The sequence below is a fragment of the Novosphingobium sp. DS6-6 genome, from assembly GCF_057784975.1.
Genome location: NZ_JBYNTS010000001.1, coordinates 68,383 through 87,620, shown reverse-complemented (window position 1 = coordinate 87,620; position 19,238 = coordinate 68,383). Strand labels below are relative to the sequence as shown.

Here is a 19,238-nt window from a genome sequence, read left to right as displayed (position 1 = left end):
GCGGGTTTAAACCGGGCCGTTCCGTGATACAAAGCTGTCATGAACGGGGGACCACGGATTATTCCGATCGAAGCCGACCAGCCGGACACCGGCGGGGCAGGCCTGGCGCTGAATCGCGAAAACGCAGAGGTTTCCTTGTCGTTACCCGAGTTTGCGCCGGAAATCGAAGATCGCTTCGACGATGCGGAAGCAGTTGCACCGGCAAGCTGGCCCCTGGCCCTGGCCGGGACGCTGGTCGTTGCATGGACGGCGTTTTTCGTCTGGGCGACGTTGCCCGGTCTTGTCGCCGTGCGCAGTCCGGCCGCCTGGGCCGCCGCCACGGGGCAATGGGCCGCCCCGGTGCTGGTGGTGCTGGTAACGCTGCTGATCGTGCTGCGTGGCAGCGGGCGCGAAGCCCGCCGCTTTGCCAGCATTGCCAGCGGTCTTTCGCGGCAATCGGCGATGCTTCACGGGCGGCTCGGCGCGATCAATACCGAGCTTGCCCTGGCGCGCGATTTCATTGCCGCCCAGGCGCGCGATCTCGATGCGCTGGGGCGCGTGGCGGCCGACCGGCTTTCCACCCATGCCGAAAGCCTGCGTGGGCTGATCCATGAAAACGGCGCGCAGGTGAACGCCATTGCCGATGTTTCGGCCAATGCACTCGACAACATGGACAAGCTGCGCAGCCAGCTGCCGGTTATCGCCAACAGCGCCAAGGACGTGACCAATTCCATCGCCAATGCCGGGCGCAATGCGCATCTGCAATTGGAAGACATGGTGGCCGGGTTCCAGCGCCTCAACGAATTCGGCCTGGCGAGCGAACGGCAGGTCAGCGCCGTGCGCGAACAGGTGCAGGCGGCGCTTGGCGTACTCAACGCCGCCGCGACGGACCTGGCCCGCCAGACAGAAGCCCGTTTCGACGCCTTGCGTGACGAGGTGGACGATCATCGCGCCGCGCTCGATGCCGAAGAGCATGCCGCGCTGGCCGCGATCCGCGCCCGGTCACAAGCTCTTTCCGCAGCGCTGGAGGAACAGCGCCATGCCCTGGCCGATACCGAAAGCCAGAGCCTGGCAGCGCTGGAACAACGGCTCGGCACTTTGAAAGAGGCCAGCCTTGCCCTGGGTACTGCCGTGGCGGAACAGGAAAACGCCGCGCTGGCAAGCTGGCAGGCGCGTAGCGAGGCGCAGATGCGGTCCCTGCGTGCGGCGCTCGATGCACTTTCCGCCGGGCAGGACAGCAGCCAGGCGCAGGCCCAGGCGCAGCTCGCCCGCTTTGCCGAAGAAAGCCGCACGCTGTTTGCCGCGCTCGACGCAGAAGCCCGGGAAATCGACGCTGCGGTGGCCGAACGCCGCGCCGCACTGGTGGCCGGTGCCGACGAGCAACGTGAAACCCTGGCCCGCCGCATGGTCGAAATCGACCGTGCCATTGCCGAACGCCGCACCGCGCTTGCCGCTGCCGCGTCCGAAGCGACCGAAACCCTGGCGCACAAGCTGGCCGATCTCGATCGTGCGCTCGATACCCAGCGCAGTCGCCAGCAGGATGAAGCGCGCCGCCTTGTCGCCCAGTGCGACAGCGCCGCAAGCCGCGCGGCGGAATTGGCCGAAACCCTGGCCGCATCGGCCGGCACCGGCGAAAGGACGGCGCAGGCGGTCGATCGTGCGCTTGCGCTACTGCGCAGCCGGCTTGCGGAAACCGGCCTCGAACTGGCTGCACAGGACGATCACATCGCCCGCACAACCGACGCGGCCGTGCGTCTGCTCGAACTGATCCAGGCGGCCGGGCAGCACAGCCGCGACGCGTTGCCAGAAGTCCTGCGGGCCAGCCAGGCCGGACTGATCCGGCTGGATCAACAGATCGCCGCTCTGCATGCGGAGCTTGCCGAAGTAGGCACGAAAGGCACCGATCTGTCCGTCACCGTGCAGGGTACCACCGCCGAAATTGCCGAGGCACTCGCCCATATGGCCCGCTTGCACCAATCCTTTGCGGAACAGGCAGCGGCCGAGCTGGCCCAGCTCGCCGCAGTGCGGGTCACACTGGAAACCGCGCGGGCCGAGGCCGAGGCACTTTCCGGCGATATCACCGGTACGATGGCGATGGCGATCGACCGCCTGGACACGGCGGCCCGCGCGGCCGGGGAAACCATCGGCGGCACGCTGCAGCAGGAAATCGAAACACTGGCCGCGCGCGTAGGCGAAGAGGGCAATGCCGCGATTGCCCGCGTATTGCAGGGGCGCGGGGCGGAACTGGTCGCCCGGCTGGAACAGGCGATCGACAGTGCCGCCGCCGCCAGCCGCGACAGCGCAACGCAGATCCGCGATCAACTGGCCAAAGTCGACGAGCTTGCCGCCAATCTTGAAAATCGCGTCGCCCGCGCCCGCGAACGCGCGGAAGAGCAGATCGACAACGATTTCGCCCGCCGCGCGGCGTTGATCACCGAATCGCTCAATTCAGCCGCGATCGATATTGCCCAGGCGCTTTCGGTGGATGTGTCTGAAACGGCGTGGGCATCCTATCTGCGGGGCGACCGGGGCATTTTCACCCGGCGTGCGGTCAGCCTGCTGGACAGTGCCGACGCCAAGGCCGTGCAGCAACACTATGCCAGCGATGCCGAATTCCGCAGCCACGTGAACCGCTATATCCACGATTTCGAAGGCATGTTGCGTCAGCTGCTGTCGACACGCGATGGCAACGCGCTTGGCGTTACGCTGCTTTCGTCCGACATGGGCAAGCTTTACGTGGCGCTGGCGCAGGGTATCGAGCGGCTGCGGGCCTGATCCGCATCGTTCGAGGCTGAATCCCCGTCATCCGGGCCAGGGCACAAGCGCTGTGCAAACGCGCGCAGATCCTGCGCAAACCGCATGCGCTCCGCTTCTTGCGCAGCGCCATCCAGCCGCAACAGATAGCTGGGATGGCACGTCAACCAGATTTCCGCATCCTCCTGCTGCATCAGGAAACCACGTTCCCGCTGCACGCTGGCGGTACGGCCGATGAGCCCGCGGGCGGCGCTGGCGCCCAGCGCGAGGATAAGGCGCGGGCGCACCAGTTCGCGCTCCCGGTCCAGCCACCAGCGGCACCGGTCGATCTCCCCGGCGTTCGGGCTTTGATGCAGGCGCCGCTTGCCACTGCCGGGTGGGGCCGGCTGGTGCTTGAAATGCTTGACCGCGTTGGTCAGCCAGCCCCGTGCCGGGTCGATCCCGGCCTTGCGCAGATGATCGCGCAAAAGCTGCCCGGCGGGGCCGACGAACGGCTGTCCGTTGTGCTCTTCGGTATCGCCCGGCTGCTCTCCCACGATCATGAACGGCAGGCGGCGCGTGCCTTCGCCGGCAACAGCGCGGGTGCCGTTGCAGCCGATCGCGCAGGCGCGGCAGGCCGCGATCCCCTGTTCCAGATCGGCAAGGGTTGCCGGCGGCGGCCCGAAATCCTGGCGCGACTGTTCCACCATGGCCGCCTCGCGCGCCTGCGCCCCGGCGATCAATTCGGGTATCAACGCCGTTTCCGGCATGTTCTTCCAGTACTTGCGCGGCATTTCCTTGAGCATTGCGCCTACTTTGAGCCGCGCGGGATTGAAAATAGACGCGTAATACCTGCGCCATAGCGCTTCCAGCGGATCGCCCGCGGGCGCATCGAGCCGCGTGGCCGGCGGCCCTTCCTCCAGCACGTCTCCGTTCCAGTGCAGCGTGCCGGCGGGCGTCAGGATCGACCAGCGCATCGTGGAAAAGCGACGCACGAAAAAACCGGCATTGGCGCGCAGGATGTGATGATCGGGTTCGAACCAGGCGATATAGCGTTCGCTGCCGTCATCGTCTTCGACGCTGCGAAAGCGGACGAACGCGCGCATCTTGTGGATGTCGCGCCGCACCGGGCGGGCCAGCCGGTCCAGCCGCTGGATGAGCGGATCGGCCACGTCGTCGGCAAGGCGGGGCCGATCCTGCAGCCGCCACAGCAGGCGATAGGCCAGATCGAAGCGCGCCGGATCCCGGTGCAGCAAGGCCATGCGGACCAGGGCCAGAAACGTCTTGCTGGCGCGGACCGCCGCCACCCCGGGGCGCGGTGGCGGGATCTCCGAAACGCCTGAGGCGAAAAGGTCCCGCGTCCCCTCCCCCGCGACGTCCCACACGAGGTCGTCCGGCGCTATGCCCGCCAGAACCAGGCCGCGTGCCGCATTGCGCCATGCCTCCACCTCATCGGGCGCCGGCAGGCATACGCGCAGGCTCATGCACCGAACAGTTCGAGCTGCCTGGACTTGGCCGGCGGCGCCAGCTGCGCGCGCAGGTCTGCGCGGTCGATCAGGACGGTTGGCCGCCAGTCGGCCGTCACGATGAACGGCCGCACCTTGGCAAGCGACACGGTCAGCCGGCCGACGTCTTCCAGGCGCAACCGCCGCTGCCGCCGCGCCGCCAGCACGGCATTTACCGCGCGCACGCCCAGCCCCGGCACGCGCAACAAGGCCTCACGCCCGGCGCGGTTCACATCCACCGGGAAAGCATCGCGAAAGCGGAGCGCCCAGGCCAGCTTGGGATCGATGTCGAGCGGCAGCATGCCGGCCGGGTCGGCCGCCTGCTGCACCTCCTGCGCGGAAAAACCATAGAACCGCATCAGCCAGTCCGATTGATAGAGCCGGTGTTCGCGCATCAGCGGCGGGCGCCGCAGCGGCAGCACCGCGCTGGCATCGGGGATCGGGCTGAAAGCCGAATAATAGACCCGGCGCAGGGAAAACCGGCTGTAAAGAGCGGCCGAGCGACCGACGATATCGGCATCGCTGGCTTGATCGGCGCCCACGATCATCTGCGTCGATTGGCCGGCCGGGGCAAAGCGCGGGGCATGGCGGAAACGCCGGCGGGCATCCTTTGCCTCGACGATCGCGCTGCCGATCCTGGCCATCGCGCTTTCGATCACCGGCGTGGACTTATCGGGGGCGAGCCGCGCCAGACCCCGTTCGGTCGGCAGTTCCACATTGATAGACACGCGATCGGCATAGAGCCCGGCGCGCCCCACCAGCTCGGCATCGGCCTCGGGAATGGTCTTGAGATGGATATAGCCGCGAAATTGATGCTCTTCGCGCAGGATGCGGGCCGCCTCGATCATCTGTTCCATCGTGTGGTTCGATGACCGCACGATCCCCGAGGACAGGAACAGCCCTTCGATATAATTGCGCCGGTAGAACGCCATCGTCAGGTCGGCCACTTCCTGGGGCGTGAAACGCGCACGGCGAACGTTGGAGCTCTTGCGGTTGACGCAATAGTGGCAATCGAAAATGCAGTGGTTCGTCAGCAGGATCTTGAGCAGCGAAATGCATCGTCCATCGGGGGCATAGGCATGGCAGATGCCCATGCCTTCGGTCGAACCCAGGCCCTTGCCGCCGGCGCTGTTGCGCTTGACCGTGCCTGACGAAGCACAGCTGGCATCGTATTTGGCCGCATCGGCCAGAATGCCCAGCCGTTCCATTACCGAAGCTTGCGTCATATGTTCTATATACGTTCCAACCAGCCGAAATGCCAGCGGCATTTTGGGCAGAGGGGCGGAACGGAGAGGCCCTGACGCAGGTTATAGGCGCGGAGGGGCAGACTTTTGCGGAGTTATCCGACGATGCCCATGATCGAGACGCGCGACGGCACCAGGCTCTATGCCAAATCCTGGGGCAGGGGGCCGACAGTCGTGCTGATTCACGGCTGGCCGCTGAATGCCGATAGCTGGGATCCCGTCATGCTGGCCCTCGCCCAGGCTGGCTATCGCGCCATCGCCTATGACCGGCGCGGGTTCGGGCGATCGGACCAGCCCGGCCACGGCTATGACTATGACACGTTCGCCGATGATCTGGCCGATGTTCTGGGGGCGACGAGTGCGCTTCCCGGCGCTGCGCTGGTCGGCTTTTCGATGGGCGGGGGCGAAGTGGCCCGCTATCTTTCCCGCCACGGCACCGACGGCATTGCGCGCGTGGCCCTGGTATCTTCGGTGGTGCCCGGCATGGCCCAGAGCGACGACAACCCTGACGGCGTCCCTGCGGAGACATTTGCCCAGATAACCGAAGGCCTGTTGGCCGACAGGGGCAAGTTCATGGGGCCGTTCTTCAAGGAAGTCTACGGCGTGGGCCTGCTGGCGCAACCGGTCAGCGACGAGCAACTGCGGCTGTCGTGGGCACAGGCGATGCAGGCCGGCCTGCTGCCGACCCTCGCGGCGGCAGAGGCATTTGCCACGACCGATTTTCGCGACGATCTGCCCAGCTTTACCATTCCCACGCTGATCGTCCACGGCACGGCCGACAAGACCGTGCCGCTCGATGCGACGGCGCGGGCCGTGGCACGCGCGGTGCCCCATGCCACGCTGCTGGAATATTCCGGCGCGCCGCATGGGCTTTTCGCTTCGGCAAAGGAGCGTCTGATTGCCGATCTCACCGATTTTCTGGCGGGGCGCCGGCCCGAGGATCGCCAGGCCGGGATCGATACGCTGACCCCCGAGCTGCTGATCGCTTCACCCCCGGTGTAACGCCTGCGCCATTTTACCCAAGGAGAGAGACCATGCATTATGACCAAGGCAGCCCTTCGGAACTGAAGGAAAAATTCTGGAAAGCGCTGGACCATTCGCCGTTCGTGATGCTGCAGCTCGATGCCGACCCAGACAGCGCGGCGCCGATGACGGCGCAGTTGGACAAGGACGCCGACCACGCCATCTGGTTCTTCACGTCGCGCGACAACCGCTTTGCCGTCCAGGGCCCGGCGACGGCGACCTTTTCCTCGAAAGGGCACGATCTGTTCGCCCGTTTTTCCGGCGTGCTGATCGAAGAGACCGACCGCGCGGTGCTGGACGCGCAGTGGAACAACACGGTGGAAGCGTGGTATCCGGGCGGCAAGACCGATCCCAACCTGCTGTTCCTGCGCCTGGACCTTGGCGATGCGGCCATCTGGTCGGGCGAAGTGGGCGTGGTCGGCGCCGTGAAGATGGCGCTTGGCCTGCCGGTGGGCGACAGCCTCAAGGGAGGATATGCCGAAACCACCCTGTAAATGGAACGGAAGCGTTCAATTAAACAAAAGCCGCCGTTTCCGACAAAGGAAACGGCGGCTTTTTCCAGGGCAATGAACAAGCCGTCTCAGATGATCGGCGGCACCGGGCCCGGCGGCAGGTCGCTGTCGGTTTCGTGGACTTCGACCAGGCCGCGACCCACGTGGCTGCGCTGGCGGCTATAGGCGTAATAGACAATGAGCCCCACGACCGCCCAGCCGATGAAAAGCTGGATCGTAGCGGCCGACAAGCTGGCGAACAGATAGATGCAGCCCGCGATCGAAACGGGCGCGACAATGCTGACAGCCGGCGTGCGGAACGGACGCTTGCGCGAAGGGTCGGTGCGACGAAGGACGAGGACGGCGATCGAAACCGCGCCGAAAGCAAACAGGGTTCCCGAGTTGGAAACGTCGGCCAGCAGGCCCACCGGAAAGAACGCTGCGAACAGGGCAACGAACACGCCTGTCAGCAAAGTGATGACATGCGGGGTGTGGAAGCGCGGATGAACCTTTGAGAAAAATTCCGGCAGAAGTCCGTCGCGGCTCATCACGAAGAAAATGCGGGTCTGGCCGAACATCATCATCAGGATGACGGAAGGCAGCGCCAGGATGGCGGCCAATCCCACCAGCCAGCCGATGAACGGATGGCCGATTGAACGCAGTGTCCAGGCCAGCGCCTCTTTGGAGCATACCACGGCATTCTCGCCGATCGATTTGCAAGTCTGCGACAACGCGGCCGAACCGGGCGAAAGTGCCTCGTGACCCGCGCCATAAACCGGCTGCGCACCGACGGTGCCGATCACCCCGGCGGCCACCAGCATGTAGAACACGGTGCAGATCGCCAGGCTGCCGATCAGGCCGATCGGCATGTTGCGCTGGGGATTCTTGGTTTCCTCGGCCGCGGTGGAAACCGCATCGAAGCCCACGTAAGCAAAGAAAATCGAGGCTGCCGCGCCCGAAATGCCGGCGAAGCCGAGCGGCGCGAAAGGCTGGAAATTGCCCGCCTTCAGCATCGGCAAGGTAAGCCCGATGAACAGCAGAAGCGCAGCGATCTTGATCGCCACCAGCACGGCGTTGACCGTGGCGCTTTCCTTCGTGCCCAGAATGAGCAAGGCCGTGATCATGATGGCGATCGCCATGGCCGGGAGATTGATAAGGCCACCATCGAACGGTCCACGCACGAATTCCAGCGGCACCGTTATGTGCAGGCTGTTTTGCACGAAGCCGATCATGTAGCCGGACCAGCCGACCGATACGGCACCCGCGGCGATCGCATATTCCAGGATCAAGGCCCAGCCGACCATCCAGGCGACCAGTTCGCCCATGACGGCGTAGCTATAGGTATAGGCCGAACCCGAAACCGGGACCATCGAGGCCATTTCCGCATAGCAAAGCGCGGCGACCGCGCAGACGAAACCGGCAATGATGAAGCTGACCATCATGCCGGGGCCGGCCTTCTGCGCCGCTTCGGCCGTCAGCACGAAAATGCCGGTGCCGATCACGGCGCCGACACCAAGCATGGTCAACTGAAACGCACCGAGCGAGCGATGCAGCGATTTCTTTTCGGCGGTCGCCAGAATAGCGTCGAGTGGTTTGACGCGTCCAAACATCGCAATCTCCTGCCTTGGGCCGGTACAGCGGGACCCCAACGCCAAAACGTTGCACCGGTGACCAGGTCTTGGGCGTCGACGCTAGCGGCAAGGCAGGTCTTGTCAAAGGACCTTTTTGCACAAGGCGGCGCATTCGATCCGTCCGCCGGGGGTTTTCCACATGCTTTGGGCTGAATGCAGGCCAGGCGCAGGCAAAGGCGGCAGCGGGCCGGTTTGCATGGCCGCCCAGGTTAAAGCACCTGATCGCGCGCAGCGAGCGCCCGGGCCATCGCCTGCGCTTCGAAGCTGCGCCCCTCTGCCGCCCAGGCCGCGGCAAGCAGGCGCATGGCAACCAGGCTTGCCGGATTTTGTGCAAGATAGCGCGCGGTCATGGCGTCGGCCTCGTGCCGGCGGCCCGCCGCGCGCAGGGCGGCATCCATGCGGCGCAGGACGGGTTCGTTGAACCGGATCGCCGCGGCTGCGTCGTACTGAACCAGAGCGCCTCTGGCATCGCCCGCCATCATCCGCACATCGCCGGCCAGAAGCCAGGCTTCCGCCGCGCCGGGGTTGGCCGCGCGCAGCCTGTCGGCCACCCCGCGCGCGCGATCGTACTGCCGCGCGGCAAGCAATCCCCTGACATAGGGCACGGCCGACGTGGCGAAATTGGGACCGTCCTGATAGCGCAGCGCGAGGGCGCCAAGCGGCAGATCAGACGGCATCGCGGCAAAGGCTGTGGCAGGCGCTGGCGCAGCCCGGCCGACCAGATCCCGCGCGCGCTGCGGCTGGCCCAGCCGCTGCCACGCCTGCGCCACCACCGTGCGCAGATAGGGCGTTGCAGACGGCTGGCGCGCCAGGCTGCCCCACCGCGCGACGACCTGGCGGTCATCCCCCTCACTGGCAATGGCCCGCGCCAGCAATTGCTGGGCTTGCAGATTATCGGGCTGAAGCCGCACCAGGCGGGCGAAAAGGCCGGCGGCCACGCCGACGTTGCCGGCCCGATATTCCAGCACGCCGCCCAGCAGCATGGCCGCGGGCATGTCGCGCAGCGCCGTGCCCGTGCGCTGCAGGATCGATCGCGCCAGATCGCCCTGCCCGCCCCGCGCGGCGAGCACGGCTTGAAGATAAAGCGCGCGGACATTGCCCGGGTCCACTTCGGCCAGGCGGCGCACCACGGTCAGCATGGCCCGGGCCTGGCCCATGTCGCCCAGCGTGGCGGCGTATTCGGCCAGCAGATCGGGATCGCGAGGGTGAAGCCGAAGGCCCTGTTCGAACCAGGGCAGCGACGCGCGCAGGCCGAATTGCTCGCGCACCAGCAGGCCGCGCAGCGTCAGAGCGCGGGCACTTTGCGGCGCGAGGGCCACCGCGCGGGTCGCAGCCGCGATGGCCTGCGCCTGTTCGCCGCCGGCAAAGCGCAGGCGCGCGATCGACACCCACAGATCCGCATCGGCCGGCGTCAGGCGCAACGCCTGATCGAATGCCCGCCCCGCGTCGGGCAGGCGCCTTTCGGCAAGCGCCAGCTCGCCGCGCATGCGCCAGCCGAACGCGGCCGTATCGGGCGTGAAACCCGCCGGCTCATCGAGCAGCGCATGGGCATCGGCCCTGGCCCCCCGCGCCAGCAAAGCAGCGGCAAGATCGGCCCGCAGGGCATCGGCCGGCGCACCGCGGCGCAGGGCATCGCGCAGCGCGACTTCGGCAGAGATCGGATCGCGCCGGGCAAGCGCCGCGCGGGCGCCGGCCCGCACGCTGTCGAGCGGTGGCGCATCGGCGGCGGCCGGCAGGCCGGACGTCGCGACGAGCGCCAGAACGCCGACCAAGGCCGCACCGTGCTGCCGCACGCGCCGACGCCGGGGATCAGTTTTGCATGTCATACTGCTTGAGCAGGTCATAGAGCGTGGGCCGGCTGATACCGAGCAGCCGCGCCGTGCTGGAAATGTTGCCTTCGCTGCGCGCCAGCGCGTGGCGGATGGCCTTGCGATCGGCCGCCTCGCGCACGGCTTTCAGATTGAGCGGGTTTTCCGCCCCGGCATCGCCCGATGGAAGATCGAGATCGGCCGCGGCGACCAGCCGGCCATCGGCCATGATCACCGCGCGCTTTACCCGGTTTTCCAGCTCGCGCACGTTGCCGGGCCAGCCCCAGCTGTCGATCGCCGCCAGGGCATCGGGCGCAAAGCCTTTCACCGCCGGGTTCATCTGCGCGGCAAAGCGGGTGAGAAAGGCCTTGGCCAGCAGCGTCGCATCGCCTGGCCGTTCGGCAAGGCTCGGGATCCTGATAACGATTTCGGCCAGGCGATACCACAGGTCTTCGCGAAAGCGCCCGTCGGCAATCATCGCTTCCAGGTTCTGGTGCGTGGCGCAGACGATGCGCGTGTCGACCGCAATGGAGCGGCGGCCGCCGATCCGCTCGATCGTGCGTTCCTGCAGAAAGCGCAACAGCTTGACCTGAAGCTGAAGCGGGATGTCGCCCACTTCGTCGAGAAACAGGGTGCCGCCGTCGGCTTGCTCGATCTTGCCTTCGGTGGTCTTGACGGCGCCGGTGAAAGCGCCCTTTTCATGGCCGAACAGTTCGCTTTCCAGCAGATTTTCCGGAATTGCCGCGCAGTTGATGGCGATGAAGGCGCCATTGGCCCGGCCCGATGCCTCGTGCAGGCCGCGCGCCAGCAGTTCCTTGCCCGTGCCGCTGGCGCCCAGCAGCATGACCGAGACGTTGGTATTGGCCACGCGCTCGATCGTGCGGGCCACTTTCACCATTTCCGGCGCGGCGGTGATCATCCGGCCCAGCACGCGGTTGTCGGCCGGGGCGCGGGTGGCGAGCGCACGGTTTTCCGCTTCAAGGCGGTGGAGATGCAAGGCCCGGCGCACGATCAGGCCCAGCGCATCGATATCGACCGGTTTGGGATAGAAATCATAGGCGCCCTGCGCCACCGCGCGCAAAGCGGATTCGCGCGCGCCGTGTCCCGACGCGACGATCACTTTGGTATCCGGCTTGATCGCCATGATCTCGTCCAGCACGGCGAAGCCTTCGCTCACGCCGTCGGGATCGGGCGGCAGGCCCAGATCGAGCGTTACGACGGGCGGCTCTTCGGCGCGCAACAACGTCAACGCGGCGGCGCGATCACCGGCGATGAATACTTCGAAATCGTCATAGGCCCATTTCAGCTGTGCCTGAAGGCCGGGATCGTCTTCCACGATGAGCAGCTTGGGCAAAGGCCTGGAACGGGCATCGGTCATCGTGCAATTTCCTGCTGGGAATCCGAATGGGCAAAGGTGGCGGTGCTGGCCAGCGGCAGCCGTACCGAAAAGCGGCTGCCCAGCCCTTCACGGCTTTCCACGTCGAGCCGTCCGCGCATGGCACGCACCAGTTCGCGCGCCTCGAACGCGCCGATGCCAAAGCCGCCCGGCTTGGTGGAGACGAAGGGCTTGAACAGGCCGCCCTGGACGAATTCTGCGCTCATGCCGCTGCCGCTATCGATCACGTCGATGCAGCCATGAAGCCCCTCTTGGCGCACCTGCACCACCGCCGCGCCACCTGGCCGGCTGGCATCGATAGCGTTTTGCACCAGATGGGTCAGCACCTGATCGAGCGTTTCGCGGTGGGCCATTACCACGCACGGTTCGCCCGGTGCCGCGACCACCTGCGCACCGGCAACGCCATGGGGCCAGCGCGCGGCCAGCGCCTGGGCCACAGCGAGGGCATCGACCGGGGCCAGTTGGTCGACATTGCCCGCCCCATAGCGCGAGAGGCGGGCAATCAGTGCGTTGAGCTTGTCCGCCGAATTGCCGAGCGTCACCAGCATGTCCTTGCGGAACTCGGGATTGTCGGCGTGCCGCTCTGCATTGCGGGCCAGCAGGCCAAGCTGGCTGGCCAGGTTCTTGATATCGTGCATGACGAACGCGATGCGGCGGTTGAACTCGTCGAACCGGCTGGCTTCGAGCAGGGCGATCTGGCCGTTGCTTTCGGCGATATAGCTTGCCAGCTGGTGGCCAACCACGCGCAGGAGATCGAAGTCTTCCCAATCGAGCTTGCGCGCCAGCGCCGGCCGGCCGAGCATGACCAGGCCCACCAATCGGTCGAAATGAAGCAGGGGAACGAGAGCCCAGATGGCGTCTTCCGCAATCATCCAGCGGGGAGTGACCTGCGCCTCGCCCTGGTGATCCACGCCGCTCCGCACTTCGTCGAGATCGACGATGAAACCGCACTTTTCGAAAAACGCCGCGTCGGCCGCGCTCATGGCGTGGGCAGGCACATCGAGCGTGGGCCACTGCCAGCGCGCCGCCAGTACCAGTTCGCCGCTGTCGCACGGAACGAGCAAGGCGCCACGCGCGCTGTCGGTGATATCGGCCAGGGCCTGAACGACGCGCGCATGCAGCGGCACGGCATCATCGGCCGCGCCGGCCCCCTTGGCGCCGCCCCGGCCGATCGTGTTGGTAAAGCGCAGCCATTCCGCCCGGTAATCGTAACGATGCTGGAAAAAGTGCTTGGACACCATGACGTTGAGCCAGCCACGCAGCCGCCCCGCGGGCATCAGGGCCAAGATCAGCACCGTGCTGGCAAAGGCAAAGCCAAGCTGGGTGAGCATCGTGGCGCTGCCACCCAGCCAGGCAACCGATTGCGCCACACCCACCATGACCAGCATGTAGCCACCGATCACCAGCAGCGAGAGCGACTGGAACGCCACGACTCGCGAGGGTGAAAAGCGCCCGGCGGCACGTTCGCGCGCCGCGCCGATGGCCAGAAGGACGATGCCGATCAAGGCGGCCATGGCGCGCAGACCTACCAGCTCGGCCGGCACGCCGCGCACCAGATAGGCGATCGTGTAGAAATTGAGATCGTAACCCCAGATCAGCGCCAGCGCGGCGCATGTCCACCGTACGGCCGCGCGCTGGGCAGTCATCGCCCCGGCATAGAGATTGTGCACCAGCACCAAAGCGCCGGTCACCATCAGCAGACGCAGCATGACCGAAATCTGGAAGATCATCTCCACCGCCGGCGCGATGGCCTCGTAGCGCCAGTTGAGCGCCATCAGCACCAGTTGCAGCAATTCGACGATGGCCAGCACCACCAGCACGGGCCGCACCGGTGCCACCGATTCATGCCGCCCGTCTCGCGCGAACAGGCGATAGACGACCAGCAGCCAGGAAAGATTGCGCACGACGTCGCCCAGCAACGGCAGGGGATGCAACGGGCCGAACGCCGCTTCCAGCAGTGCCCAGACCGCGCTGACCAGCACGGCACCGATGGCCACGCGGCTGACAGGCCGGCCGCGCCGCTGCCGCTCGATCTGCCACATGCCCAGAACGAGAGCACCGAAAGCGGCCGCCGCAAAGATCCATTGGCCCAATCCCATGGATGATCCGACAGACGCGGCAGGGGCATGCATGGCCATCGGCCTCAGCGGGCGCCTTCGTGCCAGAGAACGACACGCAAGGTCTGCAGCAGGATCAGAAGATCGAGAAACGGCGTATAATTCTTGGCGTAATAAAGATCGTATTCGAGCTTGTGGCGCGCGTCCTCGATCGAGGCGCCATAGGGATAGTTGATCTGCGCCCAGCCGGTTATGCCCGGCTTCACCATATGGCGTTCGGCATAATAGGGCAGGTGCTGTTCGAGATCGAACACGAATTCGGGCCGCTCGGGACGCGGGCCGACAAAGCTCATCTGGCCTTTCAGAACCGTCCAGGTCTGCGGCAGCTCGTCGATGCGCAGCTTGCGGATCAGGCGGCCGATGCGCGTGACGCGGGGGTCGTTCTTGGTCGCCCACTGCGCGCCGGCGGCCTCGGCATCGATGCGCATCGAGCGCAGCTTGATCAGATTGAACGTCTCTCCGTAAAGTCCGACGCGGGTTTGCCGGAAGAACGCCGGGCCTTTACTGTCGAGCTTGACCAGGATCGCGAACAGCAGGATGACTGGTGCCGTCAGCAGCAGCAACAGCAGGCTGGCACATATGTCGAACAGGCGCTTGACCGCGCCCGACAGCATCCGGCCCGACGAGAAGCCATCGGAAAAGATCAGCCAGCTGGGATTGACCGTGTCGAGATCGACGCGCCCGGTTTCGCGTTCGACGAAGGTGGAAAAATCGTTGACGTGCACGCCGGTGGTCTTGATGCGCAGCAGATCCTTGAGCGGCAGCGCGTTGCGGCGTTCCTCGAGCGCCAGGACCACCTCGCTCACGCCCAGGTTTTCGACAAAGCGCGTGAGGTTGGGCAATGCATCGCGGCTGATCGCTTCTTCGACCACCGGCGTCTGCGTTTTCATCGCCACGTAGCCGACAATGACGAAGCCGGCCTCGGGCCGCTCGCCCAGCTTGCGCAGCCTGGCGGCCCGGTGCCCGGCGCCCAGGACCAGCACGCGGCGACGAAAGGCGGCGGTGCCCAGAAAACCGCCCAGCACCAGCCGCACGCCCACCAGGAAGACGAGCGAGAAGACCATCGCGTAGAACAGGTTTGACCGCCACAGCGTGCGCCCGGGGATCATGAAATAGACCACCGATACCGCGATGATGCCCAGGCTGACCGCCACCATCAGCCGCGCCGTGGCATAGCGGATCGAGCGCAGCGCATCGGAACCATAGACGCCTACGGCGACCATGGCGGTATGCACGACGCCGGCATAGGCCAGCAGCGGCCAGATGCGATCGCCGGGATAGCCGACATCGATGCCGATCTGGTGCGCGCGCACTGTCCAGCCCAGTTCGCCGGCAAGCATCAGCAGCCAGAAATCGATGATCCCCAGCAGGAAAACGGCATTGGGGATATAGTGTTTGAACAGGCGGATCATCGGGCCAGGGTCATCCCGCTAGGCGCTTCAAGGCTTTTGTCGACAACGGCATAGCGGCCCTTGCGTAAATTGTCGGTAAACTTGACACGTCAAGGTTAATGGCGTCGGGCCGTCTTACATCCTTTCCGGAAATCCCCCGTCCCTGCCGGCTTTCATCCCTACTGGCTTCGTCCCTACTGGCCGTGCGCGTCAATCCCTGCCATGCATGCGTCCATGCGGCAGAAAGAACTGCGACTAGCCCTAGTATCCACCGGCGGCATCAGCCTGGCGGTCTACATGCACGGGGTCACCAAGGAATTATGGCATCTTTCGCGCGCCAGTCGCGCCGTTCATGCCAAACCCGCCACCGCCCCGGCGCTTCTTCCCGGGATCGCGCCGCTGCCGGGCATCGAAGATGTGTGGGTACGCCTGCTGCACACGATAGAAGCCGAGCGCGATCTGCGCCTGCGCGTGCTGGTCGACATTCTTTCGGGGGCGAGCGCCGGAGGGATCAATGCCGTCTTCCTGGCCCAGGCCCTGGCCACGGGGCAGAGCCTGGAGCCTCTCACCCGGCTGTGGCTGACCCGGGCGGACAGCGACGTGCTGCTCGATCCCGATGCCCGGCCATGGGGCCGCTTTGCCAAGTTCTGGGCCCAGCCGCTGGTATGGGCCGTACTGCGCTGGCCGGCCCTGCGCCCCTCGGGCAGCGAGCTGGCGCGGCAGGTAGCGGCCGAAACCCGCCTGTCGAATATCGGCGGCGAAGTGCGGCGCAAGGTTTCGCGCCTGATCCGCGCGCGCTGGTTCGCCCCGCCGTTCAGCGGCATCGGCTTTTCGCGCCTGCTTGCCGAGGCGCTGGACGCCATGGCGCGCAGCGGCAATGCCGCTCCGCTCCTGCCGCCGGGCCACCCCATCGACCTGATGGTAACGGCCACCGATTTTGCCGGGCACCCCGCCCCCTTGCGTCTCAACAGCCCACCGTTGGTGGAAGAGAACGAGCACCGCCTGGCCATCGGGTTTCGCGCCGAGGCGCGCGCCCATACCGGCGAGGCGCTGGCACCGTTGCCCGAACTGGTGATGGCAGCGCGCGCGACGGCCAGCTTTCCGGGCGCCTTTCCGCCGCTGACCGTGGCCGAGATCGACCGGCTGGTGACCGAACGCGCCGAACCCTGGCCCGGCCGTTCGGCTTTTCTGCAACGGATCATGCCGCAGCGCTGGCGAAGGGGCACGCTGGACCAGGCCGCGCTGGTGGACGGCGCGGTGCTGGTGAACCGCCCGTTTGCCCCGGCCGTGGCCGCGCTGTCCCGCCGCCCGTCGCGGCGCGAGGTCGACCGGCGCTTCGTCTATCTCGACCCGGCGCCACGTACGCCGGCAGAAGGACCGCGCCCGGCCGCACCGGTGGGCTTTCTTGCCGCCATTTTCGGTGCGCTGTCCACTATCCCGCGCGAACAGCCGATCCGCGACAACCTGGAAGCGCTTGAGCGGCAATCGCGCGACCGGCTGCGGCTGCGGGCGATCGTCGATGCGCTCGAGCCGGAGATCGAAGAGACCGTGGCGCGCCTGTTCGGCCATACGCTGTTCTTTGACAGGCCCAGTCCGAAGCGGCTGATCGCCTGGCGCGCCCGGGCACAGCAGGCCGCCGCGCAGCAGGCCGGCTATGCCTTTCACGGCTATGCCCAGGTCAAGCTGGCCGGCATTGTCGACGATCTGGCCGACGTGATCGCCCAGGCCCTGCCGGCCGACGACAACCAGGGCGTGGAAGAGGTGCTATGGCGGCATCTGGCCCGCCAGGGACTGGATAACCTGAGCGCGCCGGGCGGTGGCGCCACGACGCAGGCCATCGCCTTTTTCCGCGCGCATGACCTGGGCTTTCGCGTCCGCCGTCTCAAGCTGCTGGCTCGCCGGCTGACGGCCGATTGGGACGAGGCGGCGCAGATCGATCCGGCCGCGCGCGAGGCGACGCGCGACGTGATCTATCGCGCGCAGGGATTGTATCAGGCGCGGGCCAGCCTGCCGGGGCTCGGCCCCGGCTTTGCCGCCAGCGCCGCCGTGGTGCGCGAAGACCCTGGCGCGGTGCTTTCCGCGATCGCCGCGCGGCGCGATCTGGCACGGCTGGACGATGAAGTGGACGGGCTGTTCGTGCACGCCTTGTCGGCCATGGGCAAACCCCTGCGCCGCCGCTTCCTGCACGCCTATCTCGGCTTCCCGTTCTATGATGTGGCCACGCTGCCCCTGTTCCAGGGCGATGGCCTGGGCGAGTTCGACCCGGTCAAAGTGGATCGCATTTCGCCCGAAGACGCCACCGCGATCCGTGGCGGCGGCACGCGGGCCTGCCTCAAGGGCATCGCCTTCACGCACTTCGGTGCGTTTTTCAGCCGCGCCTGGCGGGAAAACGATTATCTGTGGGGCCGGCTGAACGGGGCGGAGCGGTTGATCGACATGATATGCTCATCGCTCGACACCCCGCTCGACCCGGCTCTGGCGGAAGATTTCAAACGCGATGCGTTCCTGGCCATTCTGGACGAGGAAGCGCCGCACCTGACGGCCGATCCCGATCTGGTGACCGGCCTGAAAGCCGAAGTGAATGCGCGCTTTGCAAGGCCGGATGCCCCCGGCTTTCCCCGTTCCCCCTCGTTTTCGTCCCGGAAGGAAGCCGCGCCGGAGGATTGAGGCAAAGCGCCAGGCCGCCTATTCGGTCAAATCGGTCCAGGCATCCTTGATCCGCTCGAAAAAGCCCTTGGATTGCGGGCACTCCTCGCCGGTTTCGGTGGCCTGGAATTCCCGCAGCAATTCACGCTGGCGGGCCGAAAGCTTGGTGGGCGTTTCGACCTGTATTTCCACCACGAGATCGCCCGTGCCGCGCCCCTGCAACACGGGCATGCCGGCGCCGCGCTTGCGCAATTGCTTGCCCGACTGGATGCCGGCGGGGATCTCGATGGTGTGACGGCTGCCATCGAGGCCTGGAATCTGGATTTCCCCGCCCAGCGCCGCCGTGGTGAAACTGATCGGGGCTCGGGTCAGCAATGTCGTGCCGTCGCGTTCGAACATCCGGTGACGGGCGATATGCAGGAAAATGTACAGATCGCCCGGCGGGGCGCCGTTCGGGCCGGCTTCGCCCTTGCCGGCAAGGCGGATGCGCGTGCCGGTATCGACGCCCGCGGGAATGTCAACGGCCAGAGTCTGGGGCAGATCGACGCGTCCTTCGCCACGGCAATGGCGGCAGGGCTTTTCGATCACCTCGCCGCGCCCGTGGCAATTGGGGCAGGCGCGTTCGACCATGAAGAAGCCCTGCTGCGCGCGTACCTTGCCATGCCCGCCGCACAGGTTGCAGCGCCGTGCCGAAGTGCCCGGCGTGGCGCCCGAACCGTTGCAGGGCTCGCACGTCTGCGACACTTCGACCGTGATTTCGGCTGTCTTGCCATGGAACGCCTCTTCAAGCGTTACTTCCATGTCATAGCGCAGATCGGCGCCACGCCGACCCTGCTGCCTGCCGCCACCGCCGAAAGCACCGCCAAAGATCGTTTCGAATATATCGCCGATGTCGCTGAATTCGCTGCCGGAAAATCCACCACCGGGCCCGCCCTGCTGAAACGCGGCATGGCCATAGCGATCATAGGCCGCCCGCTTTTGCGGGTCGGAGAGGCAGGCATAAGCCTCGTTGATCTGCTTGAACCGGGCTTCGGAGTCGCGGCACCCCGGGTTCTTGTCGGGGTGGTATTTCATCGCCAGCTTGCGGAACGCGGATTTGATGACCTTGTCGTCGGCCGTCCGTTCCACTTCCAGCAATTCGTAATAATCGGCTTCAACTGCCATAAGAAAGCCCTCGCCCCGCGAGGGGAGAGGGCCTGGGCGAATGCCATGAAAAGGCGTTCCTGGTCCCCTCTCCCCTTCCCCCGCCACAATGCGCGACAAGGGAGGGGATC

General features: G+C 66.2%; 12 protein-coding genes. 4 read left to right on the top strand and 8 right to left on the bottom strand.

Going from position 1 to position 19,238, the window contains the following annotated elements:
* Positions 1 to 39 precede the first annotated feature (39 nt).
* Positions 40 to 2,754 (top strand): coiled-coil domain-containing protein, encoded by a 2,715-nt coding sequence (locus AC3EDY_RS00425; RefSeq protein ID WP_488570477.1) that lies wholly within the window; start codon positions 40 to 42, stop codon positions 2,752 to 2,754.
* On the opposite strand, the gene AC3EDY_RS00420 is transcribed toward AC3EDY_RS00425, so the two are convergent.
* On the bottom strand, positions 2,712 to 4,196 hold the full coding sequence (locus tag AC3EDY_RS00420; RefSeq protein ID WP_488570476.1) for a UdgX family uracil-DNA binding protein: 1,485 nt from the start codon (positions 4,194 to 4,196) through the stop codon (positions 2,712 to 2,714). The genes AC3EDY_RS00425 and AC3EDY_RS00420 overlap by 43 nt on opposite strands.
* The gene (locus tag AC3EDY_RS00415) at positions 4,193 to 5,443 is read right to left on the bottom strand and encodes a putative DNA modification/repair radical SAM protein (protein ID WP_488570475.1); all 1,251 of its coding nucleotides are present in this window, start codon (positions 5,441 to 5,443) and stop codon (positions 4,193 to 4,195) included. Before AC3EDY_RS00415 ends, AC3EDY_RS00420 begins: the two co-directional genes overlap by 4 nt.
* 123 nt (positions 5,444 to 5,566) lie before the next feature.
* On the opposite strand from AC3EDY_RS00415, the gene AC3EDY_RS00410 reads away from it, so the two are divergent.
* Positions 5,567 to 6,463, top strand: a complete 897-nt coding sequence (locus tag AC3EDY_RS00410; protein ID WP_488570474.1) for an alpha/beta fold hydrolase — start codon at positions 5,567 to 5,569, stop codon at positions 6,461 to 6,463.
* Between the two features lie 32 nt (positions 6,464 to 6,495).
* Entirely contained in the window at positions 6,496 to 6,978 is a 483-nt protein-coding gene (locus tag AC3EDY_RS00405) for a pyridoxamine 5'-phosphate oxidase family protein (RefSeq protein ID WP_488570473.1), read from the top strand.
* 86 nt (positions 6,979 to 7,064) lie between these two features.
* Here AC3EDY_RS00405 and AC3EDY_RS00400 read toward each other — a convergent pair whose 3' ends face one another.
* From AC3EDY_RS00400 to AC3EDY_RS00380, 5 genes are all read right to left on the bottom strand, one after another.
* The gene (locus AC3EDY_RS00400) at positions 7,065 to 8,585 is read right to left on the bottom strand and encodes an amino acid permease (protein ID WP_488570472.1); all 1,521 of its coding nucleotides are present in this window, start codon (positions 8,583 to 8,585) and stop codon (positions 7,065 to 7,067) included.
* 230 nt (positions 8,586 to 8,815) lie between these two features.
* The gene (locus AC3EDY_RS00395; RefSeq protein WP_488570471.1) at positions 8,816 to 10,399 is read right to left on the bottom strand and encodes a tetratricopeptide repeat protein; all 1,584 of its coding nucleotides are present in this window, start codon (positions 10,397 to 10,399) and stop codon (positions 8,816 to 8,818) included.
* Positions 10,400 to 10,415: 16 nt separating this feature from the next.
* Positions 10,416 to 11,792: a PEP-CTERM-box response regulator transcription factor gene (prsR, locus tag AC3EDY_RS00390; RefSeq protein WP_488570470.1), complete on the bottom strand. Its 1,377-nt coding sequence runs from the start codon at positions 11,790 to 11,792 to the stop codon at positions 10,416 to 10,418.
* Complete coding sequence (prsK, locus tag AC3EDY_RS00385) at positions 11,789 to 13,909, bottom strand: XrtA/PEP-CTERM system histidine kinase PrsK (RefSeq protein ID WP_488570469.1); 2,121 nt, start codon at positions 13,907 to 13,909, stop codon at positions 11,789 to 11,791. Before prsK ends, prsR begins: the two co-directional genes overlap by 4 nt.
* A 44-nt stretch (positions 13,910 to 13,953) precedes the next feature.
* On the bottom strand, positions 13,954 to 15,339 hold the full coding sequence (locus tag AC3EDY_RS00380; protein WP_488570468.1) for a TIGR03013 family XrtA/PEP-CTERM system glycosyltransferase: 1,386 nt from the start codon (positions 15,337 to 15,339) through the stop codon (positions 13,954 to 13,956).
* A 213-nt stretch (positions 15,340 to 15,552) separates the two neighbouring features.
* Here AC3EDY_RS00380 and AC3EDY_RS00375 point away from each other — a divergent pair, with 213 nt between their 5' ends.
* Positions 15,553 to 17,985: a patatin-like protein gene (locus AC3EDY_RS00375; RefSeq protein WP_488570467.1), complete on the top strand. Its 2,433-nt coding sequence runs from the start codon at positions 15,553 to 15,555 to the stop codon at positions 17,983 to 17,985.
* Positions 17,986 to 18,003: 18 nt separating this feature from the next.
* Here the strand turns inward: AC3EDY_RS00375 and dnaJ are convergent, their stop codons facing one another.
* Entirely contained in the window at positions 18,004 to 19,128 is a 1,125-nt protein-coding gene (gene dnaJ / locus AC3EDY_RS00370) for a molecular chaperone DnaJ (RefSeq protein ID WP_488570466.1), read from the bottom strand.
* Positions 19,129 to 19,238: the final 110 nt, after the last annotated feature.